General features: G+C 54.9%; 5 protein-coding genes. 4 read left to right on the top strand and 1 reads right to left on the bottom strand.

Annotation, left to right across the window (positions count from 1 at the left end; translation table 11 throughout):
- Positions 1–95: 95 nt before the first annotated feature.
- Complete coding sequence (locus AO268_RS09585) at positions 96–872, bottom strand: AraC family transcriptional regulator (protein ID WP_099168539.1); 777 nt, start codon at positions 870–872, stop codon at positions 96–98.
- 558 nt (positions 873–1,430) lie between these two features.
- Between AO268_RS09585 and AO268_RS09590 the strand changes: the two genes are divergently transcribed.
- From AO268_RS09590 to AO268_RS09605, 4 genes are all read left to right on the top strand, one after another.
- Positions 1,431–9,752 carry a neuraminidase-like domain-containing protein gene (locus tag AO268_RS09590; protein WP_099168540.1) on the top strand — a complete coding sequence of 2,774 codons (8,322 nt, stop codon included), beginning with the start codon at positions 1,431–1,433 and terminating at the stop codon, positions 9,750–9,752.
- A 34-nt stretch (positions 9,753–9,786) separates the two neighbouring features.
- Positions 9,787–11,523: an Ig-like domain-containing protein gene (locus tag AO268_RS09595; protein ID WP_076961364.1), complete on the top strand. Its 1,737-nt coding sequence runs from the start codon at positions 9,787–9,789 to the stop codon at positions 11,521–11,523.
- A gap of 90 nt (positions 11,524–11,613) precedes the next feature.
- A complete protein-coding gene (locus AO268_RS09600; protein WP_232243861.1) occupies positions 11,614–12,219 on the top strand; it encodes a hypothetical protein in 606 nt (201 codons plus the stop codon).
- Position 12,220: 1 nt separating this feature from the next.
- Positions 12,221–19,591 (top strand): SpvB/TcaC N-terminal domain-containing protein, encoded by a 7,371-nt coding sequence (locus AO268_RS09605; protein WP_099168541.1) that lies wholly within the window; start codon positions 12,221–12,223, stop codon positions 19,589–19,591.
- Positions 19,592–19,720 lie beyond the last annotated feature (129 nt).

A 19,720-nucleotide genomic window follows, 5' to 3' on the forward strand; every position in this document is an offset into this window, starting at 1 on the left:
CCCGTCTGCGGATAATCCTGATGCGGGGACAATAGATAGGTTGTACGAGGACGTATTGATCAAGCCCGCTAAAAAATTGTTCAAGTCTGCTGCTTTTAGTGGCCGCGCGCTTGCTTGCGCACCGAGGCCGGGGTCAGGTTACGGGCTTTCTTCAGGGCATGGCTCAGTGCACTCTGGTCGGCGTAACCGGCGCGATGCGCAATCTCAGTGATCGACAGAGCGCTCTGGTGCAACAGGTCGATGGCCAGATTGAGGCGCAAGGTCGCTATATGGGTAAACGGGGTGATTTTCAGGTGCCGCCCGAACAGGACATACAAGCGCCGCTCGCTGGTCCCAGCGTTACGGGCAATGTCATACACCGTCATGGGCGTACTCAAGTGCTGTTCGATGTAGGCCAATGCCCTGGCGAGGATAAACTGCCCGGGATCGTTCGGTGCAACCTCTGGCTGCAATAAAGAACCCAGCAGCAACCGGCTCCATGACTCAGCCATCGTAGGCGAACTGATCAACCGTGGTCCATTGCTGCTTGCGTAATCGAGCAAATAACGAATATCGGGCCTGACCGCAAAAAAGCGTTTTTCATTGAGAGGGTCAAGCAACTGTACGGTGCTTTTGTGCACATCGGCACGCTGAGTCAATACGTCCAGCACTAGGAAACTGTTATGGGTGTTGGCGAGGAATGTATGCCGGGCCCCGGAGGCGATCACCACGCCCTGGCTCGCATCGACCTTGCCACCGCGTCCATCGACCTCAATCTCCATACAACCAGACTGGGGCAGGACGATTTGATGAAAGTCATGTTCGTGAAGCTCGACCTGACCAGAATAGGAGCGCAGAGCCAGAGAGAATGGTTGGGGGGCCTTAGAGTTCATCCATCACTCTCCTTAATCCGAGGCACTTATCTTACGTCAACGGTAACTCCAGGAACCAACCTGCTAACGGTAGCAATTGCAGTCAAGTAACTGCGGTTAACTTGATCACGTGTGAACACAGGAATTACACCTCTTCCTGAGATACGATCTTCGACAGGCATAAGCACGTGCTTAACGTAATCGTACGGATCATGCTGACCGTGGGTAGGCCACTACAAACATTTTGCGGCTATGACAGAGGCGAAAAATCACCACTTCACCCGTTTCGCCCCAATGCTTCTTACCGCCAACTTGAAAGATAGCACTGCCGCGCAATCACGTCCCTCAGATGAACATCTCACGTGCATGATTTTCATGCGCCCTGGACTTAATTCAATAAAATCAAGTGGATGCGAAATTATTATTAGCTGATGACGTTCACCGCATGGTCAAAATAGTTTTCTTAATGGCATTTTGCCAAAGGTACGCTATACCCAATACACCTCTGCCTGCTCCATGGGCAATAGCTCTTTTTCAGCACCATCGAAAACAAACGGCCGCACCAAGGAAGGTGAAATCATGCTGTTTACAATGGGTATTTCTGGCGGAACGTTTGTAAAGTTTTTTTCGCAAAATCCTGAGTTCAATCTTCGAAAGCACGATTTTTTCAAAAAAACTGCACAATCCCAGATGATTCTCTCCAGCTTGTCTGCGGACAACATAGAGGCCCTGAAAACCTATCAGCGCTTGCAGCAAGTCACCGATGATCCACATCTAGCTGATCGCTTGGTGAAAGCTGGGCTGGTTTCAGCGCATCACATTGCTCAACAGTCAGAGGATGAGTTTGTCGAGAAACAGGCAACTCGTCTCGACATTGACCCCGCAACGGCTCGTCTGCTTCACCGTGCTGCGGTTCAAGCAAAGCTACGTGCCCAGCTGACAGCCTTTGCGCTGAAAGGGTCGGTGGGGTCTGCGTTTTACCGTGCAGGAGCGATGAATACTGCCGATGCTGATCTTGCCGCATTAATAGAAGCAATCCCGAGTTACCAGGACTTCTTCGGATCGCTGGACTACTGCAGTTGCGATCCTGATCAGTCAATCTTCAGTCCTTCGGCCTATATGGTCGACATGCTCCGTATCATTTATCAGTATATCGACAACAAGACTTACAATGCCGGCATTCCAAGTGGTTGGCATTTGAGTGAGCGGCGCCCGGATATTGAGAATATTCCCCTGACTCCGGAGATGACTCGCCAGCTTGTTCCCTATCTGCAAATCATCAACGAAGTCCTGGAAGCATCCATTGCCAGCTCTACCCATTGGAATGACGTGTTTAGGGCCTTGACCGATCAACCCTATCCATTCGTCTTGCCTTTCATTCTACCTCTAGCCCAGACCCGGATTTACTGCGCAACTCTTGGGCCTTCTTTACTAAACATCTACCAAACCTATCAGGCGCAAGTTTCAACTCCTGCGACATCTGAACTCCCCGGCCCACTAGCCATTGGTCGTGAGGCCCTTGGTCTGAGTCCCACGACCACGCAAATAGTCACAACCGCGTTGACCAGCGCTGAGGCGATAGGTCCTTACTACGGCATTGGTGACGGTCGTTTACTCAAGAGGCTGCTCAGCGGGACGGTTAGTGTCGCCAAAGGTAAAAATACGGTAACCGGTGACGGCACCGATTTTACCAGTCAGGTGAAAGTGGGGGACTTCGTTCAGTTGGGGCCTCAACGTGCCCAGGTGCTCAGTGTCGATAGTGCGACTCGACTCACCACCGTCCAACTCTGGAATATAGATGCTGGCGCCTCGACCATGATGGACTTTCCCTCCACTGATCTTGGCTTCTCCCTGGTGTTCACCCAGCGTACCGGCCTCGACTTTGCACAACTGCAAGCATTGCTGAACCAACAGCTGTCGGCACAGGAGCAGGCGGCCGGACTAGCCACTTTATTGTTCATAAACAAAGGGCTCGCGGCAGATAAGTGTCTTTCAGTGATGATTGATCGTTCCGATTCGTCAATGCCAGTATCCCGTATTGCCAATCTCGACCTGGCCGCATTGGACAGGCTCAATCGATTCATACGCCTGGCCAATGCAAGCACACTCCCCTACGCCGATCTGGACTGGTTGATACAGACCCTTGGCCAAGGCCGCATCGACGCTGATGCGGTATCCGCTGTAGGTAGAACAGTGGCTTTAGCACAACGCCTGGGTTGCTCTGTGGAAGAAACCCTCGGTTTGTTTCAACCGCTAAAGACAATAGGCATCGACGATCCGGGGCGCCCCCTCGATATGTTTGACCGATTGTTCAATAGCGCATCGATACTGGGCTCGACGGTAGGTGCGCTGCCTGCGTTCTCCGCCAAAGGAACCGTCTCGGTGCAGGGCACTACGGTGACCGGCACCAACACCGCCTTCAAGCAACAAATAGAAGTGGGTATGCGGGTGCGAGTCGCGGGAGAACTCAAAGTCGTCGCCACAGTTGTCAGTGATATAGCTCTGACCGTGACTGGCGCGTTCGCCCAGGCGGTAGAACAGGCGGTGATGGTGGTGATCCCGACCGCCAATACGCCTTCCGATGCACTCCCTGTTTATCACCCGATATACCCAGGCAACATCACCTATCAGGACATAGTCGCCGAGTGGGCTCCCGATGCCCCCGCCGCACCGAGCTCGCAACTGGCGGAGCTGCGCAGTCGGCTTCGTGCCGGCCTGAATGTCGTGGATGATGATCTGACCGCAATTGGGCAACGGGTTCTGGCATCGCTGAAACTGTCAGGCGACTTGACGGCGAATGCAGTACAGATCCCTCTCAGCGTACCGAACCTGTCTGTGCTTTACAGCTATGCAAAATTTGCGCGCCAGACCAAATTGACGGTTGGCGAATATCTGATTCTGCTCGACCTACTCGAGATCCCCGTAGTCGCTGATCTCGATAGCGCTATGGCTGTAGCAGACTGGGCAAGCTGGTTGAAAGAATCACGTCTGAATGTCTACGCGCTGGATTATTCGCTGCGTGGCACCGTCAGCAAGCACTACACCCCGATGTTCACCTTGGCGGCGCTGCCCAATATTCTCGCCGCGCTTTGGCAGACGGCACAGGACTGGCTGGTGCTGGGGCCAGGCTTCATCAGCCAGGATATTACTGGCGAACAGTCGCAGGTTTTCTTCGATCGGCTCAGTACACATCAGGCAGGCTTTCTGAGCGTGTATGGTGCCGTTTTAGAAAAGGTTGTGGACTTTACCAGCGTTGCTTTTGTCGATCCTCTTGATGTGGCGTCCTTTGTTTCCCCACGGATTGACGCACAGCAGTCCAAGGAAGCATTCGATGCACTGGTCAGCCACAACGTACTAAGCAGCACAGGGGTGTTAACGGTAAGTTTTACCGCTGCAACAGATTTATCGTTTCTATTTGCCTCGCAGCCAGACCGTCAATCGATGATTGCCCAGGTACAGGCACGTCTACTGTTGACCAAAGGTCGGATCGAGCATGTGGTTGCCGTGTTGCTGTCCTACGGCGGAGCTCCAAATATCGAGCACCCCAACCGTGGTGTACAGCGCTTCCAGTTGTCAGAACAACTGGGGGTTGTGCTGGGTTCTGATACGGGTACGCTCTTGGCCCTTGGCCCGGACATTGCCGCGACAGTAGGTCTGACAGACTATGTGGCTGCGTTCTTGCAACCACCGGTAGGTCAGCCCGGTCGATGGGTCTCTCCCTCGCCGGCAATATGTGACTTCATGGTGTTGATGTCTCGAGTCGTCACGCTGAATCAGCAACTGAGATTTAACGCCAGTGACATCACCTTTGTAATCGACTGCCCTGCGCCCTTCGGGATCGCCGCGTTGAATACGCTTACTTTGGATAATGTGCGGGCCATGTGGAATTACCAGCGCTTGCGCGAGGTCTGGGATGACACTAAAGAGCGCTTGCCTGAGTATTTTTCTCTGCCTGCCGGACAAGATTGCTTGGTCGATAAAAAGACCGAGGTCCTCTCAACGCTGAGCGGTTGGCCGGTAAGTCAGATCTGCCGATTGCGCTCAACGCTGTATGGCACCTCTGCGGACGACAGCACTGTGGCAGGGCTTGTCACAATGAAAGCCTGCTTCGACACGGCCACAAACCTTGGCCTGGATATTGACGGAACTCTGTCGCTGGCTCGGCTCAATATCCTGCCGGCACAGGTTGATACCTCCACGTGGACCAAGTACTCGGCAGCATCGACTTCGACGATTGGATCGCTCAAAGCGCGTTACGGCAACCAGGGTTGGGAGACTGTTTACCGTCCCGTCGAGAACGCGGTGAACGAAGCCAAGCGTGATGTGCTGACGCCTTACGCGATTTATACACTGAACCGCACATTTGCCACGATCAACAACATTGACGAGCTCTACGCCTACCTATTGATCGACACTCAAATGAGTGGATGTGCCGACATCTCTTACATCAAGCAAGCCCTTCTCTCGGTTCAGCTCTATATGCAACGCGCCAGAATGATGCTGGAACCAGGTATCTCAAAACTGAGCATTCCGGAGATCTGGTGGAGCTGGATCGGGTCATACCCGTTATGGGAAGCTAATCGCAAGGTTTTCCTCTACCCGGAGAACTACCTTGAGCCGCAGTTACGCCTGGACAAAACCCCACAGTTTCAGAACATTCAGGATAACCTCACAGCTAACGATATCACCCCGATAACGGTCAACGATGCCTATGTTGACTACTTTGAAACCTTCGAGTCACTTGCACAGCTGAAGCCCGTCGGCTCTTACTATGGCATTGCGCCGGACCCCTCATCCCAGGGCACGATGACGCCCATGCTGTACCTGCTGTCGCGCACGGCAACCGCGCCCTACACCTACTACCTGCAACGACGGATTGATACCACTGGATGGACCGCCTTTGAGAAAGTCGACCTGCTTATACCTTCGCCGATTGTTTCTCCGCTTTACGCCTATGACCGACTTTTTCTGTTTTGGGTAGAACAGGACACAACATCAGCCTCAATGGTGCAGGGAGGAAGCGCGAACAACTCCGCCGACACAGGGGCAACGCTGAAGTACAGCTTTATCAATTTCAGCGGCAAGTGGACCAGCCCACAAACGCTTGACCACTTTGTCATCAATTTCGCCCCCATGCAGGGGGGGTACAGCACACCACAGATCAACCCGGCCGACTTCAACGTCAACCGCCCGGAATGGAGGATCGCGACGCCCATGTTGATCAAGGGCAAAAACGACGCGCAAGACAGCATTATCGTCAACTATGGCTGGTTCTACGACCTGCCGGGCGGCACTCCCATTCCACCGGTTGCCCCTGATCCAAAGGTCATCACTAATCCCGATGCCATGGCCTTGGCCCAAACGCTGTATAACTCCAGCCAGTACGCCATAGCTGCCTCGAATCAAGGGACGAGCGGTGCTACCTATGCAAACCAGTCACGCCTGCTGCTCAATGGGCTCGATGTCTCACCGACCTATCCGGTTCTTGGCGCCTACAACCTCAACCCCACAGCCCCCAAACCCTACCTGCCACAGATTCCTCGAGCAGTTGTCGCGTCTGACCAAGTGCCGTTGATGCGGATGACCGACTTCGACAACGTCTTCCTGATCAATGCGGTCGGTCAGGGGGCCACCGATGTCTGGATACCTACAAAGAGCGTGGAGGTTTTGTTCAACGTCAGCGACCGGGCCGGATTCACCAGTCCGGTCATCAACCAGCCCTTATGGTTCTTGTGGGATAACGGAGACGAGTCATTTATCCTGCGCTCGACTGAACCGGGCATCAAGCGACTCGAGGAATATGTATCAGTCCACGCAGGCAGTGAAACGAACCAGACAACATTGATCTCTGGCAACTACACCGACTCCCCAGCTCCCTTCGAGAGCATTATCTGGTCAGTCGAGCGGTTGTCGACTGGCGCCATCGGTCGTCTGAGCCGGGCACTATTTTCCGGGGGTGTACCCAGGTTGCTCTCGCCATCCACCCAGGTCGAGCCCGCTACTCCAGCGTTCCCATTCAGTCGCTTCTACAACAAGGGGGCCCCCTCCCCCAACATCAAGCCGCCCCTGCTGCTTGATGGTGACGCCATCGACTACAAAGGACCGTATGGCCTTTACTTCTGGGAGATTTATCTCTACGGCCCTTGGATGATCGCAAGCCAATTGCAGGCCAACCAGCGCTTCGCCGAGGCCCGGCAGTGGTTTGAATACATCTTCAACCCAACCATACCGGTTGGTTCTGATCCGACGGTGAAAGATCAGAACAATCGATTCTGGCAACTGGTTGCTTTTCGCGACCTGTCGGTTGAGCACCTGAAAGACATCCTGACCGACCCATTGCAAATCCAGGCTTATAACAACCATCCCTTCGAACCTCACGTCATTGCTCGTCTTCGTGGAACGGCCTACCCGAAAGCGATTGTGATGCGGTATGTCGGTTTACTGCTCGACTGGGGTGATTTCGAGTACACCAAGGACACCTGGGAGTCAGTCAGCCAGGCGACGTTGCTCTACATCGTCGCCCGTGAACTGCTGGGGCCGCGTCCGATTGACGTCGGGAGTTGCGCGACTGAAGCACCGGCGACGTTCAAAGATATACAAACGAAGTACGGTACCGATATCCCGCAATTTTTGATTGACATGGAAAACGTCTCGGGGCTCTCCGAGGCAGTCGCCATACCATTGGATAGCAGCGATCGTTACGTCCCGTTCAATGATCTGGACTCTTACTTCTGCGTACCTGAAAACAGCGACCTGATCAAATATTGGGACATGGTCGAACAACGCCTGTTCAAGATCCGTCATTGCATGAATATTCATGGCGTCGTGCGTCAATTGGCCTTGTTTGAACCACCCATTGATCCGATGGCACTGGTTCGGGCCTCTGCGGCGGGAGCCGCGTCCAAAGTGGTTGATCAGCTACAGGCGGGCGCGCCCCCCTATCGTTTCACGACTATTTTCCGTATGGCCAAGGACTTCACCCAGCAACTCAGCCAAATTGGCAGCCTGCTGTTGGGCGCGCTGGAGAAGAACGATGCCGAAGCACTTGCACGATTGAGCGCCGGCCAACAGATCCAGATACTTAATCTCACGACCCGGTCGATGGACTTGCAGATTGCCGAGGCAAAAGAGCGCATTGCTGGGTTGCAGATCAGTAATCAGGCCGTTACTGCACGGCAGTCTTTCTACCAGGCGTTAATCGATGAGGGCTTGATCCCAGCCGAGCAACTGCAAGTAGCCATGGTCATTCTGTCAAACGTCCTGAGCACCACCAGTACCATCATGAATGGCTTGTCGTCCGGCGCGTTCCTGATACCCAACGCCGGCTCACCTTTTGCCATGACCTATGGTGGGCGAGAGATAGGTAACAGCTTGAAAGCTGCGGCTTCAATTTTTGAAGTGATGGCACAGATTTCCAAGGGTGTAGGCGATGTCAGCCAGATGGTCTCAGGCTTCGAGCGACGCGAACAGGAATGGCAACAGGCACTGACTCAAGCCAAGTACGATGTTCAGGTATTGGACAGCCAAATCGTCGCCTCCAACTTGCAACTGCAAACCCTGCAGCAACAGCTGGCGACGCATCGCCAAACCTTGACGAATGCCGCTGAAGTGGATGACTTCCTGCGTAAGAAATTCACCAATGTAGAGCTGTACCAATGGATGGTTGCACGGTTGAGCACCGTCTACGGGCAAGCTTACCGAATGGCCTTGGAGCTGGCAGTTTCCGCGCAGCAGGCTTACCAGTTCGAGATCAACTCGACCGACCGTTTCATCACGTTCGACTATTGGGACGGGCTGCATAAAGGCCTGCTGGCCGGTGAACAGCTGATGATCAGTCTGAGCCAGATGGAGGCCGCTTATTATCGCAACAACACTCGCAGTTTCGAGATTGAAAAAACCATCTCCTTACTGGCCCTGGACCCGGAAGCATTTGTTCGCTTTCAAAATACCGGGGTATGCGATGTCCTGCTCAGCGAGTACTTGTTTGATCTCGACTATCCGGGCCACTACGCCAGGCAGGTCAAGTCGATTTCCATCACCATTCCAGCGATTCTGGGGCCGAATCAGAACATCAAGGCCACGCTGACCCAGACCGGCAGCCAGATTCTGATCAAGCCCGATATAGATGGTGTCGACTACCTGTTGGGCCTCAGCTCTCAAACCCCTGATACCAGCGTACTCCGGGCAAACTGGAGGGCCAGCCAGAAGGTGGTCCTTTCAAGCGGTATTGACGATGCCGGTATGTTCCAGCTGGATCTCAACGATGCTCGCTACTTGCCATTTGAAGGTACAGGCGCCATAGGCGCTTACCGACTGGAAATGCCCAAAGAGAGTAACCGACTCGACTATACCAGCCTGACCGATGTGGTAATCAGGCTGCGCTACACCGCACTGGACGGTGGCACACCCTTTGCGAATGAGGTCCGCAGCAAGATCAATAACATTCCATATCGCGCCCAGCGCGCTTTCAATCTTGCCGCCAATTTCCCCACTCAATGGTTCGGTTTTACGCACCCCCCCAGAGACGCCACGCAACAAGCCTTTACCGTAGTCATGGCTCGTGGATGGTTCCCGGCCAACCTAGGCCTCAACCAGGTGGTAGGGATCGACGCCCTGCTACAACTGCCCGATGACATCACGCTGGGAGGCAATCTTGTAACCTCTCTTGAAATAGGTGCCGGGGCCAACGCTAACAAGGTCCCTCTGACCTTCAATGCAGCCAATGGTGTCGCGACGGCTACCGGCCTTAGCATCACCGATTGGGTCGATCAGCCCTGGTCGCTGATCGTCACCAAAAGCGGTGTGCCATCTGGCATCGCCGCCACCGAGACAGGGTGGATTGACCCGACCAAGTTGATCTCTATCGGCCTGCTGGTGAGTTACATCGCCAACCGGCCTTAGGCAGCACCCCGCGCTTATGACAAGGAGAAACACCATGACGGATATGTGCAAAGCTCAACACTGTGGCAGCGTGTCAACGCAAATCAATAACACGTGCAAAGCCAATGGATGGCCCGTTAACCATCTGGTTCTGGTCTGCGATGCAATAACGGGAACATGCTGTAATTGCACCTGTTCCTGCCTGGCCTTCGACACCCCGGTGCGCCAGTCGACCACGCAGACTAAAGCCATCCAGACCTTTGTGGTCGGTGATTCTGTACTTGCGTACGACCCCAACGGTCAGTCTCAAGTACGTGACGTCGCCTTTTCCAACGGGACAACTGTGACCAGTGTCCAGCCGGAAATGGCTTATGTTTCATTCCTTCTTGGCGCAGAAGAAATCACTGTCACCGTCACCATGAATCACACATTTCTGGGCGCGGACCGCAAACTGATCCAGGCGCAGATGCTAAGGCCAGGCTATAAGGTGCTCTTAGCCAACGGCGCACCCACTGAAATCACCAAGTTGGAAGTCAAAAGTTACACGGGTGGCGTGTGGAATATCTCGACGTCCATCGGGCAACCTATCAACTTGGACGGGCACCTGATCGACACGGACGGTATCCTGTCTGGCGACTTTTCCGTGCAGTTGTACTACGACGAGTTAGCTGACCAAGGCTTGGCGGTTCATCGAGGCACCGAGCCCGCTGTAACAACCCGAGCCCATGACGCGGCAATCAATGCTCACGCTGCCAACCTCAAGAGCACGGCTCTTTCAGCGCGTCCGACGCAAGCCGTGGATGCGTTCCTGGCTAATGCCGGAAAAAGCGCAGCAACCTTATTGCGCAGCTCAGGCGCGGGCACCGGCGGAATTACCCTGCAGGGCGACCATGGGTTTACCTTGGAAATTCCGCAGCATGCCATAGATTTGGGATTCCTGACCCGGATACAGGCCGAGGAAGCGCAACACTCCCAGCAGGCTTATTCGGTACGTGACCCGCAGCGAGCAGGTTATTGTTTGTGGCTGTTCAAGCTCTTCCATTCCATCTACCCGGACACCCACTTCATCCTGGATGCGGCGAGTCGCGGGGCCAATGCTTTTTCGCTGAAACTGGGCAAAGAAAAGTACGTCCTGGTGCAAGGCGGCCTGGTACGTGCCGAAGCACTGGAGTGGCAAGGGTTGGCCTTGGTGTTGGGGTATCTGGTCAGCCGTTTCTCGGATACGCAACCGGTAGGGCCTACAGGTTTGCTCTGCAAATCAGTCGCAGACTATCTGGCGCCCTCTGTCCTGCAAAGCGTATTCAATCCGCTTTATCCGTCTGTCATCTTTGCTGCAATAAGCCAGGTAGAGGCATTCTTCAGCCATATCCCGACCAAGGCAGATCATCCAGAAACCGGCTGCCATGCGACGGACTTGGATTGCCGCATTGAAACCTACCGCCGGGCGGTTTCTTTTGAACCCTCCCCTCCCTGCGCCGGTGGTCCTCAACCCGCCACGCTCAAGTTGCTCTACGCCGTTCCAGGGGCCGACATAAAGGCGCCTGTCGCGCTGACTTTCAGTGACCCTCTGGACCAAGCCTCGGCACAAGACGTCGCCAACTACTTCCTTCACCCGGCGGCCAAAGTACTGAGCGTGGTGAGCCCCCCAGGCATACCGAATACCATCAACCTGATTGCCGACCTGAAGCCGGGGGTGACGTACAAGATAACGGTCTCTGACCTGCTCTCCGCGGATGGCAATGCCTTGAATCCACAATATGTCCGGGCAGCCTTTCAGTCTCCTTCCAGCTGACGCTATCGACCCAGAACCAAAGGGGTATCCATTCGGGTGGATACCCCTGGTTAGAGGCAGCTCATATACCTCGGCAAAAAGGTCTTCAATATGACAATCAGCGACAATCAAGCAATGCCTCCTGACTTCCAGGCGTTTACCAGCCTCGACGACGGCTGTTTACAGACCGGTCATTATCTCGGACTGGATGGACCGGTCAGCAGAGCGGTTTTCACCGCCATTATCGATAACCCAACGTACGCCACAGCGCTCTTTACGGCACGTATAGCGCCTGTCTTTCGTGACCATCTGCTGGCGCATCCACAACAGTCTCTGCAACCCGAAAACAGTAGTCACACAAGCGCTCGGTCGTCGAGTATCGAACTGAGTAACAGTGCGTTGCTGAAAAAAGCGGCACACTCTTTTGTGGCCTGGGGACGTGGAGGATTCAAGACCACCGACAACGATCTTTTCGAACAACGGCTTAGTGCCTGTGAGGCCTGCCCGCATCACACTGCGACGCCAGACAAGTTGGCCTATCGGGTGGGCGCAGCCCTGACGGGCGAGAGCAATCGTAAAATCTGCGAACTCTGTGGGTGCGTCACCGGGAAAAAGGCCCGGTTACGCGATGAGCAATGTCCAGGGGCGCACCCTGATCGCCCCGGCTACAGCCGTTGGGGAGATCCCCTTGCGCGTGTCAACACGCAGGGACGATGAAATGACATCTCTCGAGCCCGACACCACTGAAGACACTCCTGCTGTGCAGGAGCCGCGAATCAAACCATCGAGCGTTACCCTGCCAAAGGGCGGCGGTGCCATTCAAGGTCTCGGTGAAACGTTTTCGGCCAATGCATTTACAGGGGCCGCAACGCTGGTTCTTCCAATAGCTCTGACCGCTTGCAAGGGCAGCGCCCCTGCACTTTCGCTGCAGTACCAGTCGGCAGCAGGCAATGGCATCTTCGGATTAGGCTTTAATGTCGATATCCCGGCGATTGCCTGCCGTACATCCACCGGGCAACCCCTTTATGACGGTACCGACACTTATGTCCTACCTGATGGAACGCCGCTCGTTATAGACAGTTCGACCCCGTCCCGCGAGCAGGACGGCCTCATTATCAAGCGATATCTACCTTGCCATGAAGGTGGCTTTGCACTGATCGAACAGTGGATCAATACGCTGACACAAAGCAGCTTCTGGAGAATCATCGACGCGAGCAACGTGCAGTCTCATTTCGGTCGAACGGCTGACGCACGTATCGCAGATCCTTCACAACCGGAGCATATTTTTTCCTGGTTGCTCGAAGATCGAATCACTGCTCATGGCGACGCAACGCTGTACACCTATCAGGCTGAAAATACCGCCAATATTGCCACTGCCATTTACGAACAGGGACGCGTACAGACGACCAATCGATACCCAGAGCGCATTCTTTACGGAAACGACACGCCGGTGTTTTCGATCGAAGATCTGGCCACCACCGAATGGCATTTCGAGGTCGTTTTCGATTACGGCCAATACACACTTGATCCATTGCCCCCACAGCCTTACTTACCACCGGCGCATGCCCAATGGACGGCACGGCAAGATCCGTTTTCGACCTACACGGCCGGCTTTGAGATCCGAACTCACCGGTTGTGCCAACACATACTCATGTTTCATCGCTTCAAGGAGCTGGGCGACGAGCCGGTGTTGGTTCGGCTGACTCGATTCACCTACGACCAGAATCCGGTCGCCTCGCGGCTGATCATGGTCGAGGCGGAGGGTTGTCAGTCCACAGTGCAGGATTACACCAGCCAAGCGCTACCTCCGCTGGAGTTTGGCTACACCCACTTCGCACCGCAAAGTGGCCGCTTCGAAGCATTGCGTCGGAGCGATGAGGTGCCAGCTCCGTTAGTTGGATCAGCACCTTGGTATCGATTTGTCGATCTACAAGGGCAAGGACTCCCCGGTATTTTGTTTCAGTCGCAAAGTACCGTCTTGTATATGGCCCCCCAAGGGCCTTGCAAGCACATCGATACGGATGACAACAGCGATGAAGTCATTCTCTATACCCCTCCTGTTGCGCCCGCGACCTTCCCGAGCCTGGGGCTCAACGGGAGTTCGACTCTGCTGGATATAACCGGTTGCGGTCGCCCGGCGTGGGTCGCCGTCAGTGCTGATGGTTCACGCTATGCCCAGGCCTTGGCAAACGGCGGATGGGCACCTTTCGAGGTGCTGCCTGCGGTCCCTCGCGATCTGCTGTCGCCCCATAGCCTGATGGCTGATCTCACCGGTGACGGACTGAACGATGTCGTGTACCTGGATGATCAATCAGTGCGTATCTATCCCTCGCTGGGTACTCAAGGCTACGGGCCGGCGCTCGTGCGCCCACGCGACGATGGGGTTCCGCTGACAACCCAAGATTCGTCTTGCGTGGTCTTGCAGATGACCGACATGTTTGGATCAGGCCGCGAGCATCTGGTACGCATTGCCAACGGCTCGGTGGAGGTATGGCCCAGTCTCGGGTTTGGACGTTTCGGCAGCAGGGTCCAGTTGGGTAACGCTCCGCAGTTCGGTGAGGACTTCTCCATCGACCGCCTGTTCCTTGCCGATATCGATGGCTCCGGAACGGTCGACTTGTTGTATGTCCACCCCGATCATATCGACCTGTACATGAACCACAGCGGTAATGCTTTTGCCGAGGCGATTGCAATACCTCTGCCAAACACCTGGGGGCCTGGCAGCAAGATCCAGTTCGCTGACGTGCGTGGTAACGGCAGCGCCGCACTGGTCTTCAGCGATGCCCATTTGCCGGGGCCGCTGGCTTATGACTTTGGCTCTCGCAGCAAACCCTACCTGTTGAATCGAGTAGATAACAACATGGGGGCGTCGACCCATATCTCCTACCAGCCTTCCACTACCTACGCGCTACGTGATCGGCGCGATGGACGCCCCTGGGTAACCGAGCTGCCCTTTCCGGTCCAGGTCGTGGACCGGATCGATGCCATAGACAGTGTCTCGCAGACAAGATTGGTATCAACCTACAATTATCGCCATGGTTACTATGACCCTATCGAGCGCCAGTTCTGTGGTTTCGGGCAGGTCGACCATACCGATACACAAAGCCGGGAAGAGTACCTGCGCAGTAGTTCCGGCACCGCAGAAATCCACACCCCTGCATCTCTGACCCGCACCTGGTACCACACCGGAGCCTGGATGGATGGCAGCCTATGTGACGCGTTTGTGAATGACTACTTCGCTGCTGACGCTTCCGCCCCCAGGGTTATGCCTGCCCGTTTCCAATGGCTAGGAGAGCCGAGTACAGAGTCCGTTCGTCAGGCTCATCTGGCACTCAAGGGTCTTCAGTTGCGACAGGAAATCTATGGTCTGGATTCGACGGATGCGCAGAGCACGCCTTATCATGTTGTGGAAAACGGCTATGACGTACGCCAAATCCAACGGCCACTCGATAAGCAGCATGCCGTCTTTTTCGCTTATCCACTGCAAACGCTGAGCCTACACTACGAACGTAATCCGGCTGATCCGCGTATAACCCAGGACATGACCTTACAGGTCGACGACTACGGCAGTGTGCTGCGACGAGCCAGCATCGCCTATCCGCGTCGCGCCGACATCGCCACTCGATTACCGGAACAATCGCAATGTTTCGTCACGAGCAATACCAACCAGTACGTTGACCTGACAGGGAACGATGTGCGCTTGCTGGGGCAGCCGGTGGAATCATACAACTGGTTGCTAAGGGCGCCACCGCCCCCCTCTTCGGGCCAGACCTACACGGTCGAGGAGCTTGCCCACCTGATCGACACTGCCCTGGCGGATCCCGAGGCCGACTTGACCTTGTTCGGTCGGTACCGCAGCTATTACTGGAGCCCTGAAACAAAAACGGCGTTGCCGTTGGGGCAGACGAGCGCTCAGGGGTTGCTCTGTCAACAATGGACCGCATTGGCAACGCCAACTGATCTTCAAACTGCCTATGACGGTGTCCTGAGCGCGGCCGACCTTACGCAGCTTTTGGCACAGAACGGAAAATATATCGAGAACGATGGCCTATGGTGGAACCCTGGCCTGCTCCAGACCTTTCTGGACACAGATCACTACTATCTGCCCAGCAGCATCATCGATCCGTTTGGTGCGACACAGACCCTAGAATATGACCCCTATGACTTGGTGCTTGTGCGCAGTGAAGACGCTTTGGGTAACGTGATCAACGTTACCAGTATCGACTACCGAACGCTCGCCCCGTGGGAAATTACCGATCCCAACCAAACAGTATCGCAGACACTCTGCGATGCACTTGGTATGGTTTGCGCAACCTCGCTCAGAGGAATGCAAGGTAAACAACCCGTAGGTTTCAAATCACTCTCCCTTGATCGCAGGGAGCAGCCCTTCGACCTGGAGACGGCACTTTCGCAGCCACAAACCTACCTGCAAGGCGCTGCGACTTACACCGCTTACGATCTCTTCAGTTGGTGCGGGCGGATCACACCTCAGGCCTTGAACGGGCTTGACGACACATCGTCCAACGTGTGGGAGTCCCTCGTTGGTCAACACTATATAAGCCGCAGTGGCGCCATGCTCAAGCGTTGGCGCGAACGCCCCCTTGGTGCGCCATTGCAATTGCCAGGTCTGTCGCCTCAAGTCGCATCAGCGGTTGGGGCACGACTAGCGATGGTGCCCAGCCAAGTCCCTGTCCACGCCACCACCCTGCAAGCTGAAACCTACGAGTTAACTGGTCGTGTCCAATACTCAATACAGTACAGCGATGGCTTCAATCGCCTTGTCCAGTGTCAGGCATTGGTCGATCCAGGGCCGAGCTGGCAAGTCAATGCCAATCACTCGGTCACCTCGACTCATAGCATCGAGCGCTGGGTCGTTTCGGGAGCGACGGTCTATGACAACAAGGGCAATCCCATCAGACAGTACGAGCCCGTCTACAGTGCAGGCCGAGGCTATATCAGTAATGAAGAGCTTTCTCGCTTCGGGGTCAGCCCACTGATTCGGTATGACCCGCTCAACCGTAAGATCCGCGTCGACACCCCCAAAGGTTTTTTTACAAAGACCCTGTTTTGCCCATGGTCCGAGCACTTGTTCGACACCAACGATACTGTGCTCGACTCTGATTATTACCGCACCCACATCGATGACCCGACACTCGATCCTCGGGAGCGCACAGCGCTGCAACAGGCCGCTGTTTTCTTCAACACCCCGACAGTACGCCAGTTCAATGCCTTGGGGCAGGCCATACGGGTGACCAAGCTGCTTGCACCCCAGGCCACGAACCAGCGTCTGGAAGACGCCGGGCTGACTATGTTCAACTACTTCGATATCCAAGGACAATTGCTGGACAGTGCAGACGACAGGATGCTTACACAGGGTTTAAAAAATATCAGGGTGATCTTTACCCTTGATGGACAGAAGATCAAAAGTACCTGTGTCGACAGCGGCACTCGTTGGGTTATCAATAATGTATCAGGCAAGCCGATCTGGGGCACCGATAGCCGGGGAGCAATCCAGACAAGTCGTTATGACCTCCTGGGGCGCTTGCTGGAAGTTCAAGTCATTGAGGCCCATGAGCCGGAACGCCGCACGGTACGCAAGATACAGTACGGCGAGTCAGTTCCCGATGCCCAGGGACTTAACTTACGGGGTCAGCCCTACACGCTGTTCGACAGTGCCGGGCTTGAAGTCAATCTGGCATATTCGATTCAAGGGCAATTGCTAAGTCAGACCCGGCAATTGGCAATCGACTTCTCTCGGGAAGCCGATTGGAAGCAACTGGATGACACGCAGAAATTCCAGACCGACTGGACCTACGATGCATTGAACCGGGTAGAAACCCAAGCGTTACGACGCCTCAATGATGTCTCGGCGGAGCGGGTAAGTTATACCTATGCAAGAACCGGCCTGGTGTCCCAAGTCAGTTTGACACCAGCAGATACCGGTATCGCCCAAGTGTATGTTGACAGCATCACCTATGACGCCAAGGGCCAGCGCCAACAGATCACTTATGCCAATGGCGTGACAACGCGCTATATCTACGAGCCCAGTACATTCAGGCTCCAGGCGTTAGTTTCACAACATACCCTGGATAGTAGAACGCTCCAGGCGCTGAGTTATGTCTATGATCCTGTTGGCAACATCACCTCTATCGACGACGCGTCTCAACAGGTGGTGTTCAATGCCAACCAGCGAGTCGACCCGCAGTCCAACTACACCTATGACGCGACCTACAGACTGATCAGCGCTAGTGGTCGTGAACACCCTGGAGTGAGTGACGGCGGCAATGACTTTATCCCCCTCTCCGCGTTGAATGACGGCCGGGCCCTGCAAAACTACACTCGAACCTACAGCTATGATCTCTCCGGAAACCTTTTGCGCATACAGCATCAAGCCGCGATATCGACGAACAGGGCGGTGACGATATCGACAACCAGCAATCACGGTGTCGACGCAACTTTGACAACCGATCCCACCCGGGTCGATGAGTTCTTCGACGCCGCTGGCAATCAGATTCGATGGGCTGGGCTATCAGGCGCTCAGTGGTCTTATACCGATCGCCTCGCCAATATCACCCTGGTTACGCGCAGCAACGGTACCAACGACACCTCGTTCTACGTTTATGATGCCAATGGCGTCCGGCTGCGCAAGGTTACCCGTACGTTCGGCAGTGCCGGTGCGACCGAGATGCTGGACGATACTGTCTATATCAATGGCCTGGAGATTCGCCGGCGCTTGATCAATAACATACTAACCCAAGAGTACCGCACGATTCGCGTGATGGATGGTGAGCGCTGCCTGGCGCAGCGTCTGGTCTGGACTGTGGGGTCTCCAGGCGATGGCGTGGCTTCGCCACAGTTGCGCTACCAGTTGGAGAACTATCTGGGGTCGGCCGTGATGGAGCTGGACTCATCCGGCAAGATCATTACTTATGAAGAGTACTTTCCCTACGGAGGGACAAGTTTCATCGCCGGCGACAATGCAACGGATGTCCAACTGAAGCGTTATCGATATGCAGGCAAAGAGCGTGACGAAGTGACGGGGTTGTACTACTTCGGCGCACGTTACTACCAGCCGTCCATTGGGCGCTGGCTCAGTGCCGACCCATCCGGTCCGGATGATGGCTTGAATCTCTATTGTTATGTCGGTGACAACCCAATCATTTTTTCCGACCCTAACGGGATGCTACGAGTTTTGGTTGCTGGCGAAGGCAAAGATTTCAGCTACTCCACTGCGCTGGCGAAAAAATATCCGGACGCAACTATCATGGTCACACAATACGACATCACTCCCCGGCCAGAAAACGGGCCCGCGAACCTACACTACTACCCCAACCAATTGGATGTGACATCACCCGATAGCTGGGCAGCTCTGGCCGACTGGGCCCAGGATAATGCCGATGGCGATCGCTTTGACACACTTGTATTCAACAACCCCCACGCGGGCTACGGATTGAGCAAGTTTCAAGTGATGGGTATCGATGCTGGCTTCAAGGAACTGCCGGCAAGCCCTTCGTACGAATACTCGCGCGCCTTGGGGCAGCAGGATGTTGCGGGGGCTACCCCGCAGATCACCGATATGTCCAGTCTTAAGACACTCGATCTCAGTGATGTTTTTGTACCGACAGGGGGCGTTAAATATATAGCCAGCAAAAGCGTGATGGGTATGAATGAAAGCATTCTTAATGGTTTCTTTAATCTGGGTCGCAGTGTCACCGAACCCACGGGAACACTGATTGCGTTCCTGCCGAGTGGATCTCGGAATGAAAAGCTTGTGACAGACTTTAAAGGGGGTAAACGGCCGCCTGCAGGTGAGGGGACTTTCAGTGCCAAGCAATTCAGTGAGGACGCTGCGTACAACGACCACGCGCTGGGGGTGAACTACAACAGTAACCTGACGGCAACGCAGCCACACGCCTCTTGGGGGCCAAATTTTACGCCAGGACCACCGAAACTGGGCAGCATGAAATCTCATCAGTATAAGCGCAGTAACTCGCCCACGCCGGGGCTCAATCGAAGGCCCAGGGTCGACTCCAGCGTCTCCAGCCCACACTCAGGTTCAGAGAGAGCACGCAGCCCTGAAAGGCATTAATGGATAACGAAGTGTTCGCACTCGTTGGCCAGCCCTGCCGTTGCCCGAATGGCGCCAGCTCAGTGGCGCCATTCGTATCATTCGTTAATAGCGTCAGACCCGATTTATTTGGTCCTGGGAAGTGCTCGA

Origin of the sequence: Pseudomonas sp. ICMP 8385 (assembly GCF_002699915.1) — a bacterium.
Taxonomy (GTDB): domain Bacteria; phylum Pseudomonadota; class Gammaproteobacteria; order Pseudomonadales; family Pseudomonadaceae; genus Aquipseudomonas; species Aquipseudomonas gessardii.

What these genes read in the sequence shown, in the direction of transcription:
- AO268_RS09585 (WP_099168539.1), bottom strand. Translation starts at nt 872, where the DNA reads ATGAACTCTAAGGCCCCCCAACCATTCTCTCTGGCTCTGCGCTCCTAT.
- AO268_RS09605 (WP_099168541.1), top strand. Translation starts at nt 12,221, where the DNA reads ATGACATCTCTCGAGCCCGACACCACTGAAGACACTCCTGCTGTGCAG.
- AO268_RS09590 (WP_099168540.1), top strand. Translation starts at nt 1,431, where the DNA reads ATGCTGTTTACAATGGGTATTTCTGGCGGAACGTTTGTAAAGTTTTTT.
- AO268_RS09600 (WP_232243861.1), top strand. Translation starts at nt 11,614, where the DNA reads ATGACAATCAGCGACAATCAAGCAATGCCTCCTGACTTCCAGGCGTTT.
- AO268_RS09595 (WP_076961364.1), top strand. Translation starts at nt 9,787, where the DNA reads ATGACGGATATGTGCAAAGCTCAACACTGTGGCAGCGTGTCAACGCAA.